Genomic DNA, 25072 nt, shown 5'->3' on the forward strand with positions numbered 1-25072 from the left:
GGGCCTCGACCTCAGGTCGCGCGAAATCGCAACGATCGCCGCGCTGACCGCGCTCGGCAACGCTGCCCCGCAGCTCAAGGTGCACATCCAGGCCGGGCTGAATGTCGGCCTCAGCCGCGATGAAATCACCGAGGTCATCATGCAGATGGCGGTCTATGCGGGTTTCCCGGCAGCACTCAACGGCCTGTTCGCGGCCAAGGACGTGTTTCAGGCACAGCACACAGTGGCGGCATAAATACGTACGTGGTGCATAGTGCGATGGTCGTACTTGTCAAAAGGCTGGAAAGACCCCACTTTGCTATTCGTGTTCAACGAACTGAAAGGAGGTGATCCGATGTCGAGTGATTTCGTTTTCCAGAACGTGGCCTCAGCGGATTGCCCTTTCGGGAAGCAGTCTTCCCGTTAAGGCGCGAGATGCGCGGCTGGTGACTCAAATCAGCCTGAGCCGCGCCATGGACGGAAACACGGAGGCCGCTCCCTGCAAGGGGAGCGGCCTTTCCTTTGGCAGGCTCATTCCCTCGCCTCTCAATCTCAGTGGTGGCGATCGCTACCCGCACCAGCCCGCACGCTTGCCGCCGCCATAGGCGCGTACCAGCCCGTCCTCGATCATGGTCGCAGCGATTGCCTCTCCGGCCTCGGTGCTGACGTCGGCCAGCACGCGGCCGTAATATTTTGCACCACCTATGTTCGACAAGGATACTGGGCCGTCGGCGACGAGCCGGGCCAAGGCTGCACGTGCAGTATCGGCGGCCTCGCGTTCCGCCCGGCATCGCGCCTTCATCTCAGGCGCATCAATGCCGCGGATGCGGATGTTGACCCGCAACGTCTGGCCAGGCCAGATCTCGGCGTCGGCCAGGAACGTGTCTCCGTCGAGCACCTCGACAACACGCGCGGACACTGGCCCGACGAAATTGTCGCGCCGCTTGGCTTCCACAGCAGATGGCAAACAGAGGCTTGCGAACACCGCCGCAAATGCCGCCACAACCTTGAAGGGACTCGAATCCATTCAAGGTATTTATTCCTATTCTGGACAATACGCAATCTCCGAACCCAGAGTCTTGCTAGCCTACAGCCTCGGCTCGCCGCTGACCGGGTCGATCTTGATCTCCACCCTGGCCTTGTCGAATGTGTAATAGACCACGTCGTAGTAGCCTTCGCTCTCCCACTCGATCTCGGAGATGTAGCGGAACTGGTCGCGCTTTTCGATCTTGGCGATGATTTCGGAGAGCTTGAGCGATTTTTCCGGCGGTGTCGCCGGCTCTTTGGTCTGAGCCTGCGCCGGCAGGGCTCCCAGCAGGGATGCAAACAACAGTCCTGCAATCACCGATTTCGTCATGGTCGCTCCTTCTGCAAATCCGAGCCAAATCGATCCCGCCACCCGCTGCTCGGACAAGCAATCGCAGGATAGGCGCCTCAAAAATCGCTGGTCAGGCCCTTGATTTCCCAGTCGCCATAGCGCCCGGGCTCCTTGCCGCCACGACCGCCAATCTCGCGGGGGAGCTTCGCCTGCTCAGCCTCATAGGCCTCGCGCCGCGCCTCGGCTTCCGCCAATGCGCGCTTGGCAGCCGGCGAAAGCTCCTTTGGTGCGGGTGTCTCCAGCTCGGTTTGCTGTGTGACGTCGTTCATGGGATTCCTCGGAAATGATTGAAACGCACCCTCGTCTCTCCCATCATATAGCGAAGCGTGGCACGGGGATCGACCCTGGCGCAAGGAAAAGGACGGAGTAAACGATGAACATGATGCGGACGGCGATGCTTCTGGCGACCATGACGGCACTGTTCATGGGCGTCGGCTACCTGATCGGCGGTACCGGCGGCATGACCATCGCTTTCTTGATGGCGGCAGGCATGAACCTGTTCAGCTACTGGAACTCCGACAAGATGGTTCTGCGCATGAACCACGCCGTCGAGGTCGATGAGCGCAACGCACCCGAATATTACGCCATAGTGCGCGGCCTTGCCGCCAATGCCGACCTGCCGATGCCCAAGGTCTACCTGATCGACAGCCCGCAGCCCAACGCCTTTGCCACCGGCCGCAATCCGCAAAATGCCGCCGTCGCCGCCTCCACCGGTCTGTTGCAGCGCCTCAGCCACGAAGAGGTCGCAGCCGTCATGGCGCACGAACTGGCCCACATCGAAAACCGCGACACGCTGATCATGACGATCACCGCGACTCTTGCCGGCGCGATCTCGATGCTCGGCAACTTCGCCTTCTTCTTCGGCGGCAACCGCGACAACAACAATCCGCTGGGCTTCATCGGCGTGCTCGTGGCGATGATCGTCGCACCTTTCGCTGCCATGCTGGTGCAGATGGCGATCAGCCGGACGCGCGAATATTCAGCCGATCGGCGCGGCGCCGAGATCTGCGGCAATCCGCTCTGGCTCGCTTCCGCCCTTGACAAGATCGCCCGCAACGTCGAACGCATCCACAACCCCGAAGCCGAGCGCAATCCAGCCATGGCTCCCCTCTTCATCATCAATCCTCTATCCGGCGAGCGCATGGACAATCTTTTTTCGACCCACCCCAACACCGAAAACCGCATCGCCGCCCTGCAGGCGATGGCGAATGAGGGTGTCGGTCGTTCGGCCCCGCGCACGGCACAGCAGCCGACAGCGCAGCGTACCGCACCTTCGAGCCAGCAAGGTCCCTGGGGCGGACGTCCTGCCGATCAGCAGGAACCCGAGAAGCCGCGTCCGGCTGGCCCCTGGGGACGCAACCCGTCCGGGCCGAAAGGCCCCAGGTCGTGAGCGCCGATCAGCGCGACGAAAAGCGAAACCGCGCACGCAACACTGACAACAAGGGCAACCGGCCGTCTGTCGTTCCTGACGTTCCCGGCATCGCCGCGCGCATGGCGGCGGCCCGCCTGCTTGCCGCGACCATCGACGCCAAGACACCGCTCGACGGCCTGACCGACCACGAACATGGCCACCCGCAATTCCGCGCACTCGATATGCGCGACCGTTCGCTGGTCCGCGCGATCCTGGCCACGGCCCTTCGCCATCGTGTCACCATCGGCAAGCTGATCTCGCGCCGGCTGGAAAAGCCGCTGCCGGCCAATGCAACGGTGCTCTCCCATATCCTGCATGTTGCGGCGGCTCAGATCCTGTTCCTCGACATTCCAGACAGCGCTGCCGTGGACCTTGCCGTCACCCACGCCAAGGCCGACCCACGCACCGTGCGTTTCTCCGGTCTGGTCAACGGTGTGCTGCGCACCCTTGCGCGCGCCAAGGCTGCCGAACTGCCTGAGATGCTGGCCACGACAAACGACGCACCCGACTGGTTCGTCGAGCGCCTGACCGCCGCCTACGGTGCCGAGCAGGCAAAACAGATCCTCGCCGCCCACCGCATCGAGGCACCTGTCGATTTCACCGCCAAATCCGACCCCGCCAAATGGGCTGAGCAGTTGGGCGGCACCGTGCTGCCCACCGGTTCGATACGCATCGAGCGCTTGGCCGGTCCTGTCGCCGAACTGCCCGGCTTCTCCGAGGGCGCCTGGTGGGTCCAGGACGCCGCCGCAGCTTTGCCCGCTCGGCTGTTCGGTGACGTCAGCGGCCAGCGCGTCGCCGACCTTTGCGCCGCACCCGGCGGCAAGACCGCCCAGCTCGTGCTCACGGGCGCCAAGGTCACCGCCGTCGAGGCATCCAAGAGCCGCCTCGCTCGCCTGACCGGCAATCTCGAACGTCTCGGCCTCGACGCCGACAAGGTCAACGCCGATATCCTCGTCTATGAGCCCGAACAACTGTTCGATGCCGCGCTGCTCGACGCACCCTGCTCGTCGACCGGTACAGTGCGCCGCCACCCCGACGTGTTGTGGACCAAGTCGCCGGCCGACATCACCAAGCTCGCCGGCGTCCAGCGCGCCCTGCTCGACGCAACGCTGAAGCTGGTCAAGCCGGGCGGCAGGATCGTCTTTTCCAACTGCTCGCTCGATCCCGAGGAAGGCGAGGCACTCATCGCCGGCTTCCTCGCTGATCACAAGGGCAAGGTCGAACTCGACCCGATTCGCGTAGGCGAGGTCGCGGGCATCGACGATTTCGTCACCGCTACAGGCTTTTTGCGTACCACGCCGGCGGGCCTTGATCTCGGCAATCCGGCCATCTCCGGTCTAGACGGTTTCTTTGCCGCGCGGTTCCGTCGTCTCACCTGAGGCGACGAACCGGTGTTTACGAAAAATTCACCCTCGCGCCCGCCATTGAAACAACCTAATTTGACCACGACGTAGGTTGCGTCAGGAGGGTTCTTGTCAATCGCGGCGGACAACACGACGCGCCTTTGGGCACTCGTCGCCAAGGAGTTTTGGCGTAAGGCGCGCCGGCGCCTGCGCGCCGGTCCAGCCTATCGCTGGCGCTACTCCGGGCGCACGCCCGAGCGCGTGCTGATCGCCCCGCCCGACCTGCGCCTTGCCGATCCCCAGATCGCGCTCGAAATCTACTATGGCCGCTTTCCGCTGTCGGGCCATCTTGTCGAGACCGGCGGCCAGTCGCCATTCCTCGTCGATGTTCCCAATCGCGGCTGGCAGCGCAGCCTGCATGGCTTTCGCTGGTTGCGGCACATGCGCGCCGCCGGCACCGAACTTGCCGCAGCGAACGCCCGCGCGTTGGTTTCCGACTGGATCGCCATGCACGGCAACCGCATCTCCGGCACGGCCTGGGAGCCAGCGACCACCGCCAAACGCGTCATCGCCTGGTTGCAGCATTCCTCGGTGGTGCTGCAGGGTGCCGAATTCGCCTTCTACCGTGCTTTCCTCCGCTCGCTGGCGATGCAGATCCGCTATCTCAGGTCGATGGTGCGCGAAATGCCGGCTGGCAAGGACCGTCTCAGGGCGCGCATCGCGCTCGCCTTTGCCGCCCTCTCCCTGCCCGCGCCCGTTTCCGCGCTGCGCTCGGCGACCCGCAATCTCGCCGACGAGCTCGACCGCCAGATCCTGCCCGACGGCGGACATGTCTCGCGCAACCCGATGGCGGTGCTGGAAATCCTCGCCGACCTCCTGCCGCTGCGCCACACCTATGCCAACCAGGCCGAACAGCCCCCCCTGGCCCTGATCAATGCGGTCGAGCGCATGTTGCCGGCGCTGCGCTTCTTCCGCCACCAGGACGGCAGCCTTGCCCGCTTCAACGGCATGGGCGCCACCATCCACGACCGCATCGCCGCGATCCTGCGCCATGACGACACCGCCGGCGCACCGCCCTTGCATGCCACCCATTCCGGCTACGAGCGCCTGGCCATGGGCGGAACGACTGTCATTGCCGACACGGGCACGGCACCTCCCATCGAGGTGTCGAACTATGCCCACGCCGGCTGCCTGGCCTTCGAGATGTCGTCGGGCCGCCAGCACTACATCGTCAATGCCGGCGTCGACACCTATGGCCTGGCCGAACTCAAGCCCCTGGCGCGCGCCACAGCCGCCCACTCCACTGTCACCATCAACGACACATCGTCGGCAAGCTTCGCCCATTCGCAGCGCATCAGCGGCCTGCTCGGCAGCCCGCTTTTCGGCGGACCGAAGTCGGTGCCATCGCAACGGACCGACAAGCCCGGCATCCACGGCTTTACGGCCCGCCACGACGGCTACGCCCAGCGATTCGGCCTCCACCACGAGCGCGAACTGAGCCTCGCGGCAGGAGGCAGCATCCTGTCGGGCTGCGACCGCATCCTTCGCGCCGGCAACACGCCGATCAAGAAAGGCCGCGACCTCGTCACGGTTCGTTTCCATGTCCATCCCGACGTCCAGCTGTTTCGCGACCAGAAGGAACGGCTGGTGCTGACCGGCCCGGATATCGACACCTGGGTCTTCATCTCGCCCGACATTCCAGCCGAGGTCGAGGAATCGATCTATTTCGCCGGTCTCGGCGGACCGCGCCGCTCGCGCCAGATCGTGCTGTCCTTCAAGGCATCGGAAATCTCCGAGGTGCACTGGCAGTTCTCGCGCACACGCATCATCAGCCGCCTCGAAAACTGATTGAAGGGCGCTGCGCGCCTTGATTTTGAGGCCTCATATGGTACGCCGCCCGCAAGCTGCATCTCCCACCTTGCCGTGAAAGGCCCACACCCCATGGCCGTCATTTCCAAGAAGATCCCCGCGCCCGATCTCGTGCCGATCCGCCGCGCTTTGCTGTCGGTCTCCGACAAGACCGGCCTGATCGGTTTCGCCCAAAGCCTTGCCAATGTCGGTGTCGAGCTCGTCTCCACGGGCGGCACGGCCAAGTCCATCGCCGCCGAAGGCATCGCTGTCCGCGACGTTTCCGAGCTGACCGGCTTTCCCGAGATCATGGACGGCCGCGTCAAGACGCTGCATCCCTCGGTCCATGGCGCACTTCTCGCCGTCCGCGACGACCCAGAGCACATAGCGGCCATGTCCGAACACGGCATCCAGCCGATCGACCTGGTCGTGGTCAACCTCTATCCCTTCGAGGAAGTGCGCAATTCCGGTGCGCATTACGCCTCGATCGTAGAGAACATCGACATTGGCGGTCCGGCCATGGTCCGCGCCTCGGCCAAGAACCACGCCTATGTCGCCATCGTCACTGACCCGGCCGACTATAAGGACGTGCTCGACTCCATCGTCGCCAACAATGGCTGCCTGTCCTACGAGTTCCGCAAGAAGCTCGCCGCCAAAGCCTTTGCGCGCACTGCCGCCTACGACGCGGCGATCTCGGGCTGGTTCGCCGAAGCGCTTGAGATCGAAACGCCCGACTGGCGCGCCTTCGGCGGCAAGCTTGCGAGCGTCATGCGTTATGGCGAAAACCCGCACCAGTCCGCCGGCTTCTATCTGACCGGCGACAAGCGCCCCGGCGTTGCCACCGCGACCCAATTGCAGGGCAAGCAGCTCTCCTACAACAACATCAACGACACCGATGCCGCGTTCGAACTCGTCGGCGAATTCGATCCCGTCCGCACTGCTGCTGTCGCCATCATCAAGCACGCCAATCCGTGCGGCGTCGCCGAAGGCGCAACCCTCGTCGAGGCCTATGCCAAGGCGCTCGCCTGCGATCCTGTCTCGGCCTTTGGCGGCATCGTCGCGCTCAACCGCATCCTCGACGCCGAGGCCGCCGAAGAGATCGTCAAGATCTTCACCGAAGTCATCATCGCGCCGGACGCCACGCCTGAGGCGCAGGCCATTATCGCCGCCAAGAAGAACCTGCGCCTGCTTGTCACCGGCGGCCTGCCCGATCCGGATCGCGCTGGCGTGGCCGTCAAGTCGGTGGCCGGTGGCCTGCTCGTCCAGTCGCGCGACAACGCTGTCGTCGACGCGCTTGAACTCCAGGTGGTGACCAAGCGCCAGCCGACCCAGCGCGAGCTGGAAGACCTGAAGTTTGCCTTCCGTGTCGCCAAGCACGTCAAGTCGAACGCCATCGTCTATGCCCGCGACCTCGCCACCGTCGGCGTCGGTGCTGGCCAGATGAGCCGCGTCGATTCGGCCCGTATCGCCGCCCGCAAGGCGCTCGATGCAGCTGAAGCCGCCGGCCTGGCCGTGCCGCTGACCAAGGGCTCGGTCGTTGCTTCCGACGCCTTCTTCCCCTTCGCCGACGGTCTGTTGTCGGCGGTCGAGGCAGGCGCCACCGCCGTCATACAGCCAGGCGGATCGATGCGTGACGACGACGTCATATCAGCTGCCGACGAGCACGGCATCGCCATGGTCTTCACCGGCGTCAGGCATTTCCGGCACTGAGATTTTTACCCTCCCCTTGTGAGAGGGTAAAAAGCTACTTCACCTCGTCAGCCGGATAGGGCGTGCGCAAAAGCATGGCCAGCCCGACGGCGAAGAAGATGATGATCGTCGCCATGCCAAGGCGTGGCGAGCTGCTCAATGCGGTGACTGTAGCGACCGTAAAGGGTGCGACGAAGCTCGTCGCCCTGCCGGACAGCGCGTAGAGCCCGAAATAGCGCCCGGCTTCGTCTGCTGAAACGCTGCGCGCCATGTAGGAGCGCGACGACGCCTGCACCGGCCCAAAGGCGATGCCGACCAGCAGACCGAAAGCGATGTAGGCCTTTTCTGCCGGCGTTCCAAACAGTCCACCGGTATCAGTGCCCGGCATCTGCCACAGGCCGAAGAGCGTATAGCCGGGCCCTGTCGAGACGATGCCGATGGTGGCGATCGTCAAAAGCACCAGCGAAACGACCACCACGACCTTGGAACCAAAGCTCGTATCGAGCCGGCTGGCGACGAGGCAGCCGAAGATGGCGATGACGTTCAAGATGATGCCGTAGATGCCGATCTCGGTGATCGACCAGCCGAACATCGCCGCGGCAAAGGCACCGCCAAGGCCCAGCAGCGCGTTGACGCCGTCCTGGTAGATCATGCGGGCAACGAGGAAGCGGAAGATGCCGGTGCGCTGGCGCACTTCGCCCAGCGTCGCCTTGAGCTCGCTGAGACCCAAGCGCACGGCTGGGCGGATGGCGATGCCTTTGCCGCTGTCGGGCGTGAAGAAGAACATCGGCAGGATGAAGATGAAATACCACACCGCTGAAATCGGGCCCGTCGCGCGGGCGTCCTCGCCGAGCGCGGGGTCGAGGCCGAACACCGGTGCAGCGCCGATGATGGTCTTGCCGGTTTCAGGCGATGCCGCCATGAAGGCGACGACGAAGATCAGCACGATCATGCCGCCGAGATAGCCCAGCCCCCAGGCGATGTTGGAGACCTTGCCGATTTCGTCTTTCGACACCAGGCGCGGCATCATCGAATCGTTGAACACGATCGAGAACTCCGCCGCCACCGAAGCGAGCGAAAACAGCAGCACCACCGGCACCAGCGGCGAGCCGGGAGCCGCATACCAGAGCAGGCACAGGCTGGAAATCTTGATCGCCGAAAAGAAGGCGATCCACGGCTTGCGCGGGCCGGTCTGGTCGGCGATCGAGCCGAGCACCGGCGACAATATGGCGATGACGAAGCCTGCGGCGGCGATGCCATAGCCCCAGGCCGCCTGCCCCATGGCCGGGTCTGTCGCCATGCGCGCGACGAAGTAGGGACCGAAGATGAAAGTGGTGACCACGGTGAAAAAGGGCTGCGCTGCCCAGTCGAAGAACATCCAGCCCCAGACGCCGCGCCGCGACGTGCGTTGAACCACCATCGTATCAGCCATCATCCCTCCGGCCACGCCGCATCAGCGTGGCTTGGAGCTATAGCGCAGTTCGTTCGTCCAATCTTCCGGGAAAATGCCTGCCGCCGCAACGGCGGCAGGCCAGATCGAAAACCGTTATCGGCCCGACAGATCGCTCATCAACCCGGCGGCAACCGTCAGACGCGACACGGAGATGTCGCCACCTTCTGTCAATGCCTGCAGCCTTTCGCGGGTGCGGTTGATGCGTTCACCACCCGCTTCGAGCCAGGCCGCGACAGGATCGGCAGCGCTGCCGTAACCGGTAAGGGCTGCAACCGCGATGCCGCGACGTGCCGCGCCGATCGTGTCCGATGCCCGCGACAGCGCCAAACCCTCATAGTAGTCGGAGCTCGAAATCGCGTTGGCGGCGTCTTCGATGCGCGGAATCCGGAACGCCTCGCTGACCCCGAAGAACGCCTTCGCGGCGGCAACGATGTCGGCCTTGGCCGTCTTGGCCACCAGCGCGATGTCGGGCACCAGTTCGCCGACTTCGAGCAGCGACAGCCGCTCGGCCAGCTTCTCCGGCGCGCCGGCGGCTGTGAAGCCCGCCTTGCGCTTCTGGATGCGGTCCTGGGTGAAGGCGGGCAGCATGCCTGCGAACTTGTGTTCGAGGGCCGCGCGCGCCTMATGCAGCTCGGCTATGCGGCTCGCCAGTGGGGCATCGCCGTGGTCGTTCCTCAGATACCAGCCGCTGACGGCAAAGAGCAGCCGGCTCACCGCCTGGTAAAGGTCGAGCTGCGTCATGCCGTCGACGATATTGTCGAGCGCATCGATCTCGGCATAGAGCGCGGGAAGCGCAAAGCCGTCACGAACCACGGCAAAGACGCGCGCCACATCCGCCGCCGAGCGGCCGCTTGCTTCCTGCAAGCGGTTGACGAAGGACGGACCGCCGCGATTGACCAGATCGTTGACCAGAACGCGCGTGATAATCTCACGACGCAGCCGGTGACCGTTGATTTCGGCCTCGTACTTCTTCGACATGCGGTCGGGGAAGTAGCCCATCAGGTCGCGGGTGAACTGCGCGTCGTCAGGCAGGTCGCTGGCGACGATATCGGAGAACAGCACGATCTTGGCATAGGCCAAGAGCACGCCGAGCTCAGGCCGGGTCAGCGGCTCGCCGCGCGTCTGGCGCTCGGCGAGTGCTGCCGCACTTGGCAGGTTCTCGACCGCACGGTCGAGCAGGCCCCGCGCCTCGAGCGCGCTCATGAAGCGTCCCTGATGCGCGATGTCCTGGAGGCCGCGCCGTGCGGCAAGAGACAGCGCCAGCGTCTGCTCATAGTTGTTGGCAAGCACCAGGCCCGCCACTTCCTCCGTCATCTCGGCCAGCAACTTGTTGCGCGCCGGGCGCTGAAGCCCGCCGCTGCGCATGGCCGAAGCCAGCGCGATCTTGATGTTGACCTCGACGTCGGACGAGTTGACGCCGCCCGAATTGTCGATGGCATCCGAGTTGCAGCGCCCGCCCCTGAGCCCGAACTCGATGCGTGCCCGCTGGGTGGTGCCCAGATTGGCGCCTTCGCCGATCACCTTGGCGCGTACTTCGCTGGCGGTGGCGCGGATCGCGTCATTGGCGCGGTCGCCCACCTCCTGGTTGGTTTCGGTGCTGGCGCGCACATAAGTGCCGATGCCGCCGAACCATAGCAGGTCGACTGGCGCGCGAAGGATTGCGCTCATGATCTCGGTCGGCGAAGCGGTTGTCTTGTCGAGCCCGATCGCGGCTGCCGCCGCAGCCGGCAGCGTCACCGATTTCTGCGCGCGCGAGACGATCACGCCATCCGTCGAGAGCTTCGACTTGTCGTAATCCTGCCAGCTCGAACGCGGCAGGTCGAACATGCGCTTGCGCTCGGCAAACGACGCCGCCATGTCGGGTTCCGGATCGATGAAGATGTCGCGGTGGTCGAACGCGGCGATCAGGCGTGTCTGCTGCGATAGCAACATGCCGTTGCCGAAAACGTCGCCCGACATGTCGCCGACGCCAACGACCGTGAAGGGCGTTGTCTGGATGTCGCGGTTCATCTCGCGGAAATGCCGCTTCACCGCTTCCCAGGCACCGCGCGCGGTGATGCCCATCTTCTTGTGGTCATAACCGGCCGAACCGCCCGAGGCGAAGGCGTCGTCAAGCCAGAAGCCATGCGCCTCGCTGATGCCGTTGGCGGTGTCGGAGAAGGTCGCCGTGCCCTTGTCGGCGGCGACGACGAAATAGGGGTCGTCGACATCGCGCCGCACCACGCCTTTCGGCGGCACGACCTTGTCGCCGTCGAGATTGTCGGTGATCGACAGCATCGAGGAAATGAAATTGACGTAAGCCGCCTTGCCCGCCTCGAAGGTGGCGTCACGGCTGCCGCCTACAGGCAGGCGCTTGGGGAAGAAGCCGCCCTTGGCGCCAACGGGCACGATCACGGCGTTCTTGACCTGCTGCGCCTTGACCAGCCCCAGCACCTCGGTGCGGTAGTCCTGCGCCCGGTCCGACCAGCGCAAGCCGCCACGGGCGACAGGGCCGAAGCGCAGATGCACGCCCTCTACCTCCGAGCCATAGACGAAGATCTCGCGCCATGGCCGTGGCTCGGGCAGCCCGTCGACGCTACGCGAATCGAGCTTGATCGCCAGCGACTGGCCCCGTTCCTTCTTGCCTGCGACAAAGTGATTGGTGCGGAGCGACGCCTCGATCAGGTTGACGTAGCGCCTGATGATCGTGTCGTCGTCGATGTTCGGAACCGCTTCCAGCGCATCCTTGATCTTGGCCTTGAGGTGTTTGGCGGTGACCAGCCCCTCGTTCTCCTGCGCCGGGTCGAGCCTGGCCAGGAACAGCCCATGCAGCCCGCGCGCGATATCGGGATAGCGGTTGAGTGCCGCGGCGATGAAGTCCTGGCTCTGGGGGATGCCGGCCTGCTGCAAATAGCGGCCATAGGCGCGCAGGATCACGATCTGGTTGGAGCCGAGCCCCGCCGTCTGGGCCAGCGCGTTGTAGCCGTCATTGTCGGCATCGCCGTTCCACACCGACAGGAACACCTCCTCGAACAGCGCCCCGCCGTCGGCGAGGTCGATGGGCTGGCCGTAGGCGTTCTCCAGCTCCATGTCGTGGATGAATATCTGGTCTTCGCCCTTCTCGCCGAGTTCGAAGGTGCGTTCGCTGATGACGCGGAACCCCATGTTCTCGAGCAGCGGCACGCGCCGCGACAGCGCCACCGGCGCGCCATGGTGATAGATCTTCAGCGAAGCCTGTTCCGGCTTCTGCCCGGTGTCACGATAGCAGTCGATGACGATCGGATTGGAAGGGCTGATCGTGGAAATCCGCTCGGCATCCAGCAGCGCCGCCGCCGGCGAGAAGCTGTTTTGATAGTCCTGCGGGAAATGCATGGCCACGCTGACCAGTGCCGCCGGCGAGCCTGCTTCGGCCGAGGCCTCGCGCAATCCATCTTCCCAGGTCGTCACGATGTCGCGGATGGCCGCTTCGATCGCCGCCTGCTCGACCTTCGGCGTCTTGCCGCCGGAGCGCCCGATGATGAAATGCACTCGTGCCAGCCCGCCTTCCGGGAAGGCAGGGTAATAGGCCGACAGCCGGCCCTCGAAGGCGTTCTTGAGATAGGCGCCGATCTTTTCGCGCACCACCGAATCGTAGCGGTCGCGAGGAACAAAGGTGAGCACCGAGACGAAGCGGTCGAACTGGTCGACGCGCACCAGCGCCCGCACCCTGGGCCGCTCGATCAGGCCGAGGATCGCCTCGGCATGCTTGCGCAGCGTCGGCACGGCGATCTGGAACAGTTCGTCACGCGGGTAGGATTCGAGCACGTTGGTGAGTGCCTTGCCCGAATGGTCGGCGGGATCGAAGCCCGACTTCTGGATCACCGTCTCGGCCTTGGACCGAAGATAGGGGATCTTCATCACCGAGCGCGTGTAGGCGGTCGAGGTGAACAGGCCAACGATGCGCAATTCGCCCGAAAGCTGGCCCTGGGCGTCGTAGGTCTTGACGCCGATGTAGTCGAGATAGGCGCGGCGATGCACCGCCGACTTGGCATTGGCCTTGGTCACGATCAGCGGGTCCGGCCCATGCAGGAAGGCACGGATTTCAGGCGTCGTCGACGTCGCATCGACGGTGTCGCGGCGCAATACCAGCACATCGGGATCGGCAAGGATTCCAAGTCCCGGCTTGTCGGCGCGCTCCAGCATGCCGCTCTTTTCGCCGCCCGAATATTGGAACTCGCGCATGCCAAGGAAGGTGAAATTGTCGTCGCGCAGCCATTCGAGGAAGGCGATCGCCTCGGTCACCAGATTCTTGTCGAGCGGGATAGGCGCATAGCGGAATTCCGAGATCGCCTGATCGAGCCTGGCCAGCATGCGCTTCCAGTCGGTCACCGACGACCGCACCTGGTCGAGCAGCTTCTTCAGCCGTTCGCGCAGCGCCTCGGCAGCCTCCTTGCCCTGCGGCGGAATATGGACGTGGATGACGCTGACCTTGGCGGCGGCGTCCTCGCCCTTGTGCGAGCCGCCGTCGCTCAGGATCTCGTCGACGCCGTTGCGGCCATGGCGCACCATGATGACGGGATGGGTGACCAGAACCGGCTCGCCGGCGGCCTCGGTGATCTCGCCGAGCACCGAATCGAACAGGAACGGCATGTTGTCATTGACGACGGTGACGACAGTCACCGGCCGGCCGTGGCGAAGGATGCCGGCATCGGTGTCGATGTCGATGACCGAGGAGCCCTTGCGGTGCTTGAGCACGGCCTGTTCGGCCAGCTCCGCCGCGCGTTCCAGCATGCCTGGCTCGTAATCGGCCACATCTTCGGCCGGAGCCCGGGCCAGCAGCAATTCAAGGAGCTGGGGAGGTCTATCAGAGGATTTGGAGGCGGATGCAGTCTTGGCGGATTTCGCCGTCGACTTCATTGATTCGGACATGACGCTAGTTTCTCCCGTCCCGTCACATGCTTTTGCGACTATCGTAGCAGATGGCCCGCCTTTAGCGACAAAGGTTTGACGGAAGATTGGCAAAAACGCCTAGGCAATAGGCAGAAAATGCCTGCGAATTAAGCTGACGCAGCGTCCCCAAGGGGCGTCGATTCTGAAGCATGATTAAAAAATCGCCCTTACCTCGCGGCAGTCGCTGTGGATGCGCCCGCCTTGGTCATCGCACTCACCCGAATCGCGGTTCGTATCGCCCGCTTGCCCCGCAAACTTGCGCTCCTGTGCTGCGGCAAACACCAGGGGTGCCTCGAACGAAACAGCCACCGCTCATCATCAACTTTCCGCGACAGGCGCCGACACGGGTTGCCCGTGTCAGGCTATCGGCGAATGAATAGCCCGCGCGTTGGCACGATGCCGGGTGGCCGGCAGGTCGGCACGCAATGGAGGAGACGTCATGGCCAAGTTTCTCTTCGTCTATCACGGCGGTGCGATGCCGCAGTCGGAAGAAGAAGGCGCCAAGGTGATGAAGGCCTGGATGGACTGGTTCGCTTCGCTCGGCGCGGCCGTTGTCGATGGTGGAGCTCCGGTCGGCAAGTCGCAGACAGTCGGCGCCAACGGCGCGGTCACCAATGACGGCGGCGCCAATCCGACCAGCGGCTACACAGTCGTCGACGCGAAAGACCCAGCCGATGCCGCGCGGATCGCCAAAGGATGCCCGATCCTGGTGGCCGGCGGTTCCGTCGAGGTAGCACCGATCATCGATATGTAAGCAATAAAGGGCCCATGGCCGTAAACAAAAAGGGCGCCTCCATCGGAGACGCCCTTTTTTTGTTTCAAGCCGCGTGACTTACGCGGTCTTCGAGGACTTCTCGAAGCGCTTGCGCTCGTTCGGGTCGAGATAGAGCTTGCGCAGGCGGATGGTCTTCGGCGTCACTTCGACCAGTTCGTCGTCCTGGATCCAGGCCAGGGCGCGTTCCAGCGTCATGCGGATCGGCGGCGTCAGGCGCACTGCTTCATCCTTGCCGGCGGCGCGGATGTTGGTCAGCTTCTTGCCCTTCAGCACGTTGACCTCAAGGTCGTTGTCACGGCTGTGGATGCCGATGATCATGCCCTGATAAACCTTGACGCCCGCGTCGATGACCATCGGGCCGCGATCTTCGAGGTTCCACATGGCGAAAGCCACCGACTCGCCCTGATCGTTGGAGATCAAGACACCGTTGGTGCGGCCCGGCAGCTCGCCCTTGTAGGGCTGGTAGGAATGGAACAGACGGTTCATCACCGCTGTGCCGCGCGTGTCGGTCAGAAGCTCGGACTGGTAGCCGATCAGGCCACGCGTCGGCGCATGGAAGACCAGGCGCTGGCGGTTGCCGCCCGAAGGACGCAGCTCGACCATCTCGGCCTTGCGCTCCGACATCTTCTGCACGACGACACCGGCATGTTCCTCGTCGACGTCGATGACGACTTCTTCGACGGGCTCCAGCAATTCGCCGTTCTCGTCTTTCTGCATGACCACGCGCGGACGCGACACGGCGAGCTCGAAGCCCTCGCGGCGCATCGTCTCGATCAGAACCGCAAGCTGAAGCTCGCCACGGCCGGAAACGAAGAACGAATCCTTGTCGGCCGATTCCTCGATCTTGAGCGCAACGTTGCCTTCAGCTTCCTTGAGCAGGCGGTCGCGGATGACACGGCTGGTCACCTTGTCGMCCTCGGTGCCGGCCAGCGGCGAATCGTTGACGATGAAGGACATGGTGACGGTCGGCGGATCGATCGGCTGCGCATGCAGCGGCTCGGTCACGGCCGGATCGCAGAACGTGTCTGCGACGGTGCCCTTCGACAGGCCGGCGATGGCAACGATGTCGCCCGCCTGCGCTTCTTCGATCGGCTGGCGCTCGAGGCCACGGAAAGCCAGGATCTTGGAGACGCGGCCGGTTTCGAGCAGCGTGCCGTCATGGTGCAGCACCTTGACCGGCTGGTTCGACTTCAGCGTGCCGGATTCGATGCGGCCGGTGATGATGCGGCCGAGGAACGGGTTGGCCTCGAGAATGGTGCCGATCATGCGGAACGGGCCGGGGTGAACGGTCGGTGCCGGAACATGCTTGAGCACGAGGTCGAACAGCGGCGTGAGGCCCTGATCCTTCGGGCCTTCCGGATTCTCGGAGACCCAGCCGTCGCGGCCCGAACCATAGAGGATCGGGAAGTCGAGCTGCTCGTCGGTAGCGTCGAGCGCAGCGAACAGGTCGAACACCTCGTTGATGACTTCCTGGTGGCGGGCGTCGGGACGGTCGATCTTGTTGATCACCACGATCGGACGCAGGCCGACCTTGAGCGCCTTGCCGACCACGAACTTGGTCTGCGGCATCGGGCCCTCGGCGGCGTCGACCAGAACGATGGCGCTGTCGACCATCGACAGGATGCGCTCGACCTCACCACCGAAATCGGCGTGGCCAGGGGTGTCGACGATGTTGATGCGGGTATCCTTCCAGTCGACCGAAGTCGCCTTTGCCAGGATGGTAATGCCGCGTTCTTTTTCGATGTCGTTCGAGTCCATCGCGCGTTCGGCGACGCGCTGGTTCTCGCGGAACGAGCCGGATTGTTTGAGGAGCGCATCGACGAGCGTGGTCTTGCCATGGTCGACGTGCGCGATGATCGCGATATTGCGGAGGTTCATATGTCTTCTCGGGAGCGTTGCGGGCACTGCCTGTCGACGCGCCGCGTTTCGTGTGGGCGGCTCATACAGGTTTTTTCGCAAATGCGAAAGGGGGGCGGCCAAATCGACTGATTTTCTGCCAGCGGGCAAGACTACAAAATGTCGCCCCAGTCGACACGGCGCGCCGTCTTGAACCGCTCGCCATCGCGCTTGGTTAGCATCTTTTCGTCAATCGAGCCATTTTCCTGGCATAGCTTCAGCTGGATCTTTCCCGATCCGCCGCGCGCCGGCGCCAGAACGCGGGCGCCAAATGTTTCGGCTCGCGTCCGCGATGCCGCAAGGAAGATGTACTTTTCGTCTTCCCATGGCACGTCGCCACGCTTGGTCAGCCGATGCAGGCGCGAGCGCGCCACGCGCCGCGAAAAATGGCACCAGTCAGGTTCGACGATCGGACAGGCCTCACTGTGCGGACAAGGTGCGGCCAGATGCGCGCCCAGTTCGATGAGCCGTGACCGCACCGCCATCATCCGCCACCAGCCGGCCGGCGTGCCTGGCTCGACCACCACCAGCAAGCCGTTCGTTGCCGCCCACAGCCGCTCGACAAGCGCCAGCCCTTCGGCCGGCGACAATTCGTCGAGCACATAGGCAAGTGTCACCAGATCGGCTTTATCGGCTTCGAAGCTCTTGGAGGCATCGGCCGCGCGCCATTCGACATGTTCGACGCCCGAATGCGCAGACAGTTCCACGCCCACCTTGCGGATCGACTGGCTCGCTTCGAGCATCAGCGCCGAGGTGATCGTCGGCCAGCAATCGGAGGCGGCCCAAAGTGCCGTGCCTGGACCAGCGCCGACATCGAGCAGGCTCTTCGGCTCGAAATCCGGCAGCAGCTCAGCGGCACTTTCGAGGCTGGCCCGCAGCGCCGCGAATGTCGCCGGCAGGCGTGTCGCCAGATAGGCGCGCGCGAACATCTCGTCGGACAGGTGGAGCCTGCCGTCCCGCGTCTCAGCCCGATAGCGGGAAGACAAAGTGTCGGCCGCGCGCTGCAGCTCCGCAAGCGGCACGCCTTCCAGCGCACGGTCGACCGCCGCTCTCAATGTTGCTGGTAGTTCCATCTGCTATCCGAACTAGGCTCTTTCGAGATTCAGGTCAGGCCGCGCTGAAATGGTGGGTTCCGAGAACCGGAGCGGAGCGTACATTCAGGTGCGTGAGCACCGGAAGCGCAGGAAACCACCATTTGCAAGCCGGCCTCACCTGAATCTTACACGAGGCCGCGCTTCTCCATCATCGCTTCGGGCGACGGCATCTTGCCGCGGAAGGCCTTGTAGAGTTCTTCCGGATCGGCCGAGCCGCCCGCCGAATAGATGTGCTTGCGCAGCTTCTCGGCCATGGCGGGGTTGAACGCATCGCCCGTCTCCTCGAAGGCGGCGAAAGCGTCGGCGTCGAGCACTTCCGACCACATGTAGGAGTAATAACCGGCCGAGTAACCCTCGCCCGAGAACACGTGCAGGAAATGCGGAGTGCGGTGTCGCATGACGATCGCGTCAGGCATGCCAAGCTTTTCCAGCGTCTCGGCTTCGAAGGCCGCCGGTTCGGCTGGCGCGTCTGGACGGGCATGATAGGCCATATCGACAAGCGCCGACGAGGTGAACTCGACCGTGGCGAAGCCCGCGCCAAAGGTCTTGGCCGCCAGCATCTTGTCGAGCAATTCCTTGGGCATAGCCTTGCCGGTCTTGTAGTGCAGCGCGTGCTTTTCCAGCACCGCCGGCACCGTCAGCCAATGCTCGTAGAGCTGCGACGGCAACTCGACGAAGTCGCGGCTCACCGACGTGCCCGCCACCGAAGGCCAGGTGACGTCGGTCAGCATGCCGTGCAGCGCGTGGCCGAATTCGTGGAACAGCGTCTTGGCCTCGTCGAGCGACAGCAGCGCCGGCTCGCCCTCCGCAGGCTTGGCGAAGTTCATGATGTTGTAGATGATGGGCGTCGAACCCTTGCCGAGCTTGTAGCCGGACTGGAGCGCGCTCATCCAGGCGCCGGAGCGCTTCGACTGACGCGCGAAATAGTCGGCGAGGAAAAGCCCGCGCTTGCTGCCGTCGGCGTTGAACACTTCGAACACCCTGGCGTCTGGGTGCCAGGCGGTGATGCCGGTCTTTTCCTTGAAGCTTATGCCGAACAGACGCGTCGCCACATCGAAGCACGCGTCGATGATCTTTTCGAGCTGGAGATACGGCTTCAGCTCGGCCTCGTCGAAGGCGTATTTCTCAGCCCGCAGCTTCTCCTGATAAAAGCGCCAGTCCCAGGCAGCGAGCTTGTCGTTGCTGCCTGCGGCTGCTGCCAGCCGCTGCAATTCGGTCTCGTCGGCAGCTGCCTTTTCGCGCGCCTTGTTCCACACCGGTTCCAGCAGCTCCATCACCGCCTTCGGCGTCTTGGCCATGGTGTCGTCGAGCTTGAGGGCCGCATAGCTGCCATAGCCGAGCAGCCGGGCCTTTTCGGCGCGCAGGCTGAGCGTATCGCGCACCACACCGGCATTGTCGGTTTCGCCACCGGTCTCACCACGCCCGGCAAAGGCCTTGAACGCCTTTTCACGCAGATCGCGCCGCTCGGAGAATGTCGTGAAGGGTTCATAGATAGAGCGCGACAAGGTGACGGCATATTTGCCCTTTTGGCCGCGTGTCTCCGCTGCCTGGGCCATCGCCCCGCGCACGAATTCCGGCAGGCCGGCAAGATCGCCCTCGTCGAGAAACAGCACCCATTCCTTCTCATCAGCCAACACGTTCTGGCCGAACTTGGCGCCGAGCGAGGCGAGCTGCTCGTTGATATCCGCAAGCCGCTTCTTGCCCTCGGGGTCGAGCCTGGCGCCCGAGCGGACAAACCCCTTCCAGGTCTTTTCGAGTACGCGCAGCGCCTCGGCATCGAGGCCGAGCTCGGCCCGGCGGGCGTAGAGATCGTCGATACGGGCAAACAGCTTCTCGTTCATCGAAATCGCCGAGAAATGCCTGGCCATCTTCGGCGAGATTTCGCGCTCCATCGCCTGGATCGCGTCATTGGTGTGGGCACCAGCGCGGCACCAGAAGATCGACGAGACATGGTCGAGCGGCTCACCCGCAAGCTCCAGCGCTTCGAGCGTATTGGCGATCGTCGCCGGCTCGGCATTGTTTGCGATGGCCTCGACCTCGGCGGCGTGCGCTCCAAGGGCTGCATCGAACACCGGGCCGAAATCGCCGTCTTCAATCCTGGTGAAATCCGGCAGGCCAAGCGGCCCGGCCCAATGGGTCAGTGGATGACGCGCGAGATCGATCTGAGCAGACATGAAGAGCTTCCTTGATAACTGCGGACAGCCCCGATGTAGGGCCGGACTGGAGGCCGCGCAACCGGATTGACTCATCGCCCACGGTAAACTAAGTGAACCATATAATAAGGAATGCTTAGCAATATGCCCGCCAGCCTCGACACCGACACGTTCGGCTTCATCGTCAACGATCTCTCGCGCATCATCCGCGCCGAGATGGATCGCCGTACCACCGAAGCCGGCCTGGGCCTGACCACCGGCGAGGGCCGTGTTCTGTTCAACGCGTTGCGCGCCGGCCCGATCCGCCAGACAGCACTTGCCGAACGCCTCGGCATCGAGGCGATGACGCTGAGCGGCCTTGTCGACAGGCTTGAGGCCAAGGGATTTGTCGAGCGCAAGCCCGATCCCGCCGACCGCCGCGCCAAGCTCGTCACGCTGACCGATGCTGGTAAAACGGTGGTCGCCCAGATCGAGCCGATTGCCGCATCGATCCGCGGCGAAGCCGCCCACGGCATCGACCCCGACGACTGGCAGCGCCTGCTGGTCTCGCTGCGCACCGCCCGCACGAACTTGCTCGCCGTCCGCACCGAAGCGCTTTCGAGCGAGGATGCGGCGGCATGAACATGCGATCTGATATTGCCATGGCCGAACCGTTGAAAACCGCCGCCTCACCAATCATGAGCGAACGTCGGGTCTCCATGATCGGCGGCCTGATGGTCGCCATCGGCCCGATCTCGCTGGCGCTGTTCACCCCAGCCATGCCCGAGATCGTCCAGGCTTTCGGCACCACCGAAGCGGCGGTCAAGATGACGCTGTCGCTCTATTTCGGCGGCTTCGCCTTCGCCCAGCTCGTCTGCGGTCCGCTCTCCGACGGGTTCGGCCGCCGCCCGATCACGCTCGTCTTCATGGCCATCTATCTCGCCGCAAGCGTTTTGGCGCTGGTCGCGCCCAACATCGAAACGCTTATCGCCGCCCGCTTCCTCCAGGGCGTGGGTGCCGCTGTCGGCGTGTCGGTGGCCCGCGCGGTTGTCCGCGACGTCTTCACCCATGAACGCTCGGCCCGCATCATGAACATGATCGGCATCCTTCTGGCACTCGGGCCGGCAGTCGCACCAACGCTGGGCGGCCTGACCATGGAGTTCTTCGGCTGGCATGCCATCTTCATCGTCATGGTGTTGCTCGGCATCGTCGTCATGGCGGTTGCGATCTTCGCCTTGCGCGAGACGGTGACGCGCGACCTCAGCCGCATTCGCCCTAAGGCCCTTGCCGCTTCCTACGGATCGTTGTTCCGCAGTCCCTATTTCGTGCTGTGCTGCCTGGTCATCGCCGGCACGACGGGCGCAATCTATACCCAGGCTACCGTGCTCGCCTTCATCCTGATGGAGCGCGTCGGCCTGAGCCCCACCCAGTTCGGCATCGGCATGTTGATGCAGACGGCCAATTTCATGGCCGGAGCGGTCGTCATGCGCATGTTCATGCAGCGTTACGGCGCCGCGCGCATGGTACCGGTCGGCCTGACCTTCGTCGCCATCGGCTCCATCGCCATGGCCGTCCTGCTCAGGACCTATGAGCCCAGCTTTCTGCTCGTCATGGTCCCAGTCGGCATCTATGCCTTTGGCATCGCCATGATCTCGCCGGCGATGATGACGGCAGCAATGGCCCCCTTTCCCGAAAACGCCGGCGCCGCCTCCGCCATGATGGGCTTCTTCCAGATGGGCGCGGGCATGGTCGGCGGCGCGGTGGCGGCATGGATGGGCGACCCGGTGACAGCCCTTGCCACCGTCATCCCAACAATGGGCCTCATCGCCATCCTGTCCTGGCTCGGCTGGCGCAGCTTGCCCGAGCCCTCACTGATGACGCGGCTGAAGTAATCGCGTCATGGCGTTTCGCAACCGTCGCCAACCGTCGATTGCGTATTGGCAATGATGCGTCCATCCCTCGTCGTGAACATCTCGCGCATCGTCATGTCGTTGCCGGGAAAGTCGTAGCAGGTCAGCACCATCGTGGTATCGCCCACCTCGCTCTCGATCTTGTGGCGGATGGTGGCGCCCTTGGCCGCCGTTTCCCATTCATCCATCGAGGCGATGAACTCGGCCTTGGACTGGGTCACGTCGAGATCGTCGAGCGTGATCGTCGCATCATCGGCCAGCAGCTCCGAAAGCGCGGCCCGATCGGCTTTCAGCAAGGCATCATACCAACGGTCGATGATGCTTTGCTGGGCGAGCGCCTGGAGTGGCACGGCGCAAATGGCCATGGCAAGCACAGCGCCTGCAACGATTGCCCTGACAGCCTTCATCGCCGCTTCCTCCGCAACGAACGTCCGGGCCATTAAACCCAGATCGCGACCGGAATGCCATAGGCATCCCTGCCCGGCGGCGACGGAAAACTTGTAGTCTCGCCGCGATAATGCCGCTCGGCGATCAGCAGCATCGCGCAAGCATCGAGAAAATCGTCCGCCGCAGCCCCGCGCGGCGGCATTTGATCGAGAAAAGCACGGTCATGACCGCACCGCGCCAGTAGTGTCTTCCGCTCTTCCATGCCGTCAGGATTGACCCGGCCCTTGATCTTCTTGGGCAGGCTCATCGCCTGCCCGCCATTCAGTCGCCAGAACGCCACCTCGGGATGCGACTCGATCACCCGCTCGCGCAACTCCGGCCGCGCCACCATCAGCGCGTCGATCTCGCGGATCTTGGAGAAGATGCCGAATGCCTGGATCGACACGCCGCGCGGCGGCTCGGAGGTCTGTCTCGCCACCTCGCTCGCCCGGCGGTKCGCGGCATACCATTCTTCGATATCGGTGAAGGGAGCCGCCTCTGCATGCACTGCTGCCCGCGACGGGATCGAAAAGACGCTCGACTGGCGCGGCCCGAGCAACGGCCGCACCAAGGCCTCCGGCCCACGCCCGCCCCTGGCCGTGAACTCAGGAAGTCCGATCGGCATGTCGACAGCCACCACGGCATCGTCAGGCAATGCCCTGAGTAGGGCCTCGAAGCTGCCGAACACCTCGGCTTTCGTCTCGGTGTCGTTGCGGATCACAGCGACCCAGCCGGCCTTGCAGCCGTCGACACCGGCAATCGTCATGCCCCGGAATCCTGGACGGGTTTGCGGCTCCGCGAGGGATGAATGAGCGTGCGCAGCTCGACCATCGCCATCGGGTGCGACAAGCTTTGCGCATCGGTTTCGAGCTGCAGCTCGTCGCCGCCGCGCTTGGAGGTGCGGGCGAGTATCTCGTAGACCGAAGCGGTGGTCGTTTGCAGCGCCTTGGCGGCCGTCTCGCCGGCAAGCAATCGCGCCAGAAAAACCGCGGCGCTGAGGTCGCCAAGACCGTTCGGCGGACGCTCGACGGTGCGATGCTCGGCCAGCAGCGCCTGCGTCTGGGTGACCAGCAGATTGCCGGTGCCGCCAGCCATCATCGCATGCGCGGAGGTCACCAGCATGGTTGCCGGCCCAAGCCCAAGCGCTGCCGCCATCGTTGCGCGCATATCGTCAGCCTTTGCGCCCGCCAGCCACTCCAGCTCGTAGCGATTGGGCGTTGCGATATCGGCCAAGGGCAGCAGCCGGTCGCGAATGCCGGCAGCCAGCGCCTCGGCGACATAAAGCCCGCCGGAATCGCCGATGACAGGGTCGCAGACATAAAGCGCCTTCGGGTTATTCGCCTTCACGGTCTCGACCAGCGAGGCCACGGCCTCCACCTGACCGGCTTCGCCGAGATAGCCCGACAGCACCGCCGTGACCTCACCCAGCCACGGTGCCCGTTCGAGATCGGCCATGAAGGCGACGAACTGTTCCGTCGGCGGCACGATGCGCGTCGCTTTGCCATGGCCAGGATGCCACGGCAAAATCACCGTCGGCACCGCCCAGACCGGATGGCCAAGCGTCTCCAGCGCGAAAACCGCCGCGCGGTTGCCCACCGATCCGCGCGCGACATGGCTCGACACGACGATCACCGCGCGTGGCGCGGCTGTCTCGGCTTGAGATGTCATGAAGTTATCCGCCTCGAACGAGATAGTTGATCAGCCACAGAATCAAGCCGACAGTCAGCACAAATCCCAAGATGCGACCGATGCGCGTGCCGATATGCTCGATCGGGTCGGCCTTGTCGACGTCGGCAGCAGCGAGATGATTGCGCATCTCGCTGGTCTTGCGCGTAACGAAAGAGCCGCCGCCGGGTTCGCTCTCGCGCGCGATGCGGTCGAGGATACGGCGCGATTCCTTTTCGCTGTCGCTGTCTCTCGGCGACGTCATCGTCAAAGCTCTCCCGGCATCATCGCCCATCGAACGCCGGTTTTTTCCGACCGTGTTTGTGATAATGCTGTGGCATCAGTTGCTTTGTCGAGGACAATCCGATGCGCATGCAAGCTTCGCCGGCACTTCCTGCTTTTCGCCTGCTTCCGGCCCTCGTGTTCCTGACGATTGTCATGCCGTTCCTTTCGGCTTGCGGCTACAACACCATCCCGACACAGGAAGAGCAGGCGAAAGCCGCCTGGAGCGAAGTGCTGAACCAGTATCAGCGCCGCGCCGATCTCATCCCCAACCTCGTCGAAACGGTGAAGGGTTATGCCACGCACGAACAAGACACGCTCGAAGGTGTCGTCCAGGCCCGCGCCAAGGCAACCCAGGTCACCGTCACGCCCGAGACGCTGACCGACCCCAATGCCTTCAAGGCCTTCCAGGACAACCAGGCAGGGCTGACCAGCGCGCTGTCGCGCCTGCTCGCCGTCGTCGAAAACTATCCCGACCTCAAGGCCAACCAGAATTTCATGGCGCTGCAGGCCCAGCTCGAAGGCACCGAAAACCGCATCGCGGTCGCCCGCCGCGACTACATCGAGACCGTTCGCGTCTACAACACCTCGCTGAAGACCTTCCCCGCAATGCTGTGGAACTCGCTGTGGTTCCGCAACCAGCCGTTCCAGAACTTCACCGTCGCCGAAGACAAGCTCGAGGCACCGAAGGTCAATTTCGGCACCAAGCAGGGCGGGTGACCGTCGCGGTCAGGCGTCAAGGCAGTGCTTTTATCGCGGATGGGCGAGCCATGCCCCTCACCCTTACCCTCTCCCCGTAAACGGGGCGAGGGGGGCGCCGGCGTTGCGGCATGCCCCTTCTCCCCGCCTGCGGGGAGAAGGTCCCGGCAGGGGGATGAGGGGC

At 64.0% G+C, this 25072-nt stretch carries 21 protein-coding genes; 9 read left to right on the forward strand and 12 right to left on the reverse strand.

The window, feature by feature from the left end; genetic code table 11:
- On the forward strand, positions 1-235 hold a 235-nt coding region (locus tag AC1DWF_RS18000), incomplete at its 5' end, for a carboxymuconolactone decarboxylase family protein (RefSeq protein ID WP_476841895.1).
- Positions 236-547: 312 nt separating this feature from the next.
- Here the strand turns inward: AC1DWF_RS18000 and AC1DWF_RS18005 are convergent.
- From AC1DWF_RS18005 to AC1DWF_RS18015, 3 genes are all read right to left on the reverse strand, one after another.
- Positions 548-1006: a thermonuclease family protein gene (locus AC1DWF_RS18005; protein ID WP_476781804.1), complete on the reverse strand. Its 459-nt coding sequence runs from the start codon at positions 1004-1006 to the stop codon at positions 548-550.
- A 60-nt stretch (positions 1007-1066) separates the two neighbouring features.
- On the reverse strand, positions 1067-1336 hold the full coding sequence (locus tag AC1DWF_RS18010; protein WP_476781805.1) for a PepSY domain-containing protein: 270 nt from the start codon (positions 1334-1336) through the stop codon (positions 1067-1069).
- 77 nt (positions 1337-1413) lie between these two features.
- Entirely contained in the window at positions 1414-1626 is a 213-nt protein-coding gene (locus AC1DWF_RS18015; RefSeq protein ID WP_476781806.1) for a DUF1674 domain-containing protein, read from the reverse strand.
- 104 nt (positions 1627-1730) lie between these two features.
- On the opposite strand from AC1DWF_RS18015, the gene htpX reads away from it, so the two are divergent.
- The 4 genes from htpX to purH all read left to right on the forward strand — a co-directional run bounded on the left by htpX (position 1731) and on the right by purH (position 7669).
- The gene (gene htpX / locus AC1DWF_RS18020; protein ID WP_476781807.1) at positions 1731-2747 is read left to right on the forward strand and encodes a zinc metalloprotease HtpX; all 1017 of its coding nucleotides are present in this window, start codon (positions 1731-1733) and stop codon (positions 2745-2747) included.
- Entirely contained in the window at positions 2744-4147 is a 1404-nt protein-coding gene (locus tag AC1DWF_RS18025; protein ID WP_476781808.1) for an RsmB/NOP family class I SAM-dependent RNA methyltransferase, read from the forward strand. Before htpX ends, AC1DWF_RS18025 begins: the two co-directional genes overlap by 4 nt.
- Before the next feature lie 93 nt (positions 4148-4240).
- Positions 4241-5959, forward strand: coding sequence for a heparinase II/III family protein (locus AC1DWF_RS18030; RefSeq protein ID WP_476781809.1), 1719 nt, complete (start codon positions 4241-4243; stop codon positions 5957-5959).
- Positions 5960-6052: 93 nt separating this feature from the next.
- The gene (gene purH, locus AC1DWF_RS18035) at positions 6053-7669 is read left to right on the forward strand and encodes a bifunctional phosphoribosylaminoimidazolecarboxamide formyltransferase/IMP cyclohydrolase (protein ID WP_476781810.1); all 1617 of its coding nucleotides are present in this window, start codon (positions 6053-6055) and stop codon (positions 7667-7669) included.
- Positions 7670-7703: 34 nt separating this feature from the next.
- Here the strand turns inward: purH and AC1DWF_RS18040 are convergent, their stop codons facing one another.
- Both AC1DWF_RS18040 and AC1DWF_RS18045 read right to left on the reverse strand, forming a co-directional pair.
- Positions 7704-9080 carry an MFS transporter gene (locus tag AC1DWF_RS18040; RefSeq protein ID WP_476787805.1) on the reverse strand — a complete coding sequence of 459 codons (1377 nt, stop codon included), beginning with the start codon at positions 9078-9080 and terminating at the stop codon, positions 7704-7706.
- 114 nt (positions 9081-9194) lie between these two features.
- Positions 9195-13988, reverse strand: coding sequence for an NAD-glutamate dehydrogenase (locus tag AC1DWF_RS18045; protein ID WP_476841896.1), 4794 nt, complete (start codon positions 13986-13988; stop codon positions 9195-9197).
- A gap of 460 nt (positions 13989-14448) precedes the next feature.
- Between AC1DWF_RS18045 and AC1DWF_RS18050 the strand changes: the two genes are divergently transcribed.
- Complete coding sequence (locus AC1DWF_RS18050) at positions 14449-14763, forward strand: YciI family protein (RefSeq protein ID WP_476781813.1); 315 nt, start codon at positions 14449-14451, stop codon at positions 14761-14763.
- 78 nt (positions 14764-14841) lie between these two features.
- On the opposite strand, the gene typA is transcribed toward AC1DWF_RS18050, so the two are convergent.
- From typA to AC1DWF_RS18065, 3 genes are all read right to left on the reverse strand, one after another.
- The gene (gene typA, locus AC1DWF_RS18055; RefSeq protein ID WP_476841897.1) at positions 14842-16662 is read right to left on the reverse strand and encodes a translational GTPase TypA; all 1821 of its coding nucleotides are present in this window, start codon (positions 16660-16662) and stop codon (positions 14842-14844) included.
- 131 nt (positions 16663-16793) lie between these two features.
- Entirely contained in the window at positions 16794-17753 is a 960-nt protein-coding gene (locus AC1DWF_RS18060; protein ID WP_476781815.1) for a small ribosomal subunit Rsm22 family protein, read from the reverse strand.
- A gap of 146 nt (positions 17754-17899) precedes the next feature.
- Entirely contained in the window at positions 17900-19948 is a 2049-nt protein-coding gene (locus AC1DWF_RS18065) for a M3 family metallopeptidase (protein ID WP_476804264.1), read from the reverse strand.
- A 123-nt stretch (positions 19949-20071) separates the two neighbouring features.
- Between AC1DWF_RS18065 and AC1DWF_RS18070 the strand changes: the two genes are divergently transcribed.
- Together AC1DWF_RS18070 and AC1DWF_RS18075 are read left to right on the forward strand one after the other, a co-directional pair.
- Positions 20072-20548, forward strand: coding sequence for a MarR family winged helix-turn-helix transcriptional regulator (locus AC1DWF_RS18070; RefSeq protein ID WP_476783291.1), 477 nt, complete (start codon positions 20072-20074; stop codon positions 20546-20548).
- Positions 20545-21798 (forward strand): multidrug effflux MFS transporter, encoded by a 1254-nt coding sequence (locus AC1DWF_RS18075; RefSeq protein WP_476783292.1) that lies wholly within the window; start codon positions 20545-20547, stop codon positions 21796-21798. The genes AC1DWF_RS18070 and AC1DWF_RS18075 overlap by 4 nt, the downstream gene beginning before the upstream one ends.
- A 5-nt stretch (positions 21799-21803) precedes the next feature.
- Here the strand turns inward: AC1DWF_RS18075 and AC1DWF_RS18080 are convergent, their stop codons facing one another.
- Genes AC1DWF_RS18080 through AC1DWF_RS18095 form a run of 4 tightly spaced genes read right to left on the reverse strand, consistent with a single transcriptional unit; the run spans position 21804 to position 24172 of the window.
- Positions 21804-22223, reverse strand: a complete 420-nt coding sequence (locus AC1DWF_RS18080; RefSeq protein ID WP_476783293.1) for a nuclear transport factor 2 family protein — start codon at positions 22221-22223, stop codon at positions 21804-21806.
- Positions 22224-22255: 32 nt separating this feature from the next.
- Positions 22256-23008 (reverse strand): DUF429 domain-containing protein, encoded by a 753-nt coding sequence (locus tag AC1DWF_RS18085; RefSeq protein WP_476841898.1) that lies wholly within the window; start codon positions 23006-23008, stop codon positions 22256-22258.
- Positions 23005-23910 carry a pyridoxal kinase PdxY gene (gene pdxY / locus AC1DWF_RS18090; protein WP_476783295.1) on the reverse strand — a complete coding sequence of 302 codons (906 nt, stop codon included), beginning with the start codon at positions 23908-23910 and terminating at the stop codon, positions 23005-23007. The genes AC1DWF_RS18085 and pdxY overlap by 4 nt, the downstream gene beginning before the upstream one ends.
- Positions 23911-23914: 4 nt before the next feature.
- Complete coding sequence (locus tag AC1DWF_RS18095) at positions 23915-24172, reverse strand: hypothetical protein (RefSeq protein ID WP_476783296.1); 258 nt, start codon at positions 24170-24172, stop codon at positions 23915-23917.
- A 101-nt stretch (positions 24173-24273) separates the two neighbouring features.
- Between AC1DWF_RS18095 and AC1DWF_RS18100 the strand changes: the two genes are divergently transcribed.
- Positions 24274-24909, forward strand: a complete 636-nt coding sequence (locus tag AC1DWF_RS18100; RefSeq protein WP_476783297.1) for a LemA family protein — start codon at positions 24274-24276, stop codon at positions 24907-24909.
- Positions 24910-25072 lie beyond the last annotated feature (163 nt).

It is taken from the genome of Aminobacter sp. P4_D5 (genome assembly GCF_056401815.1).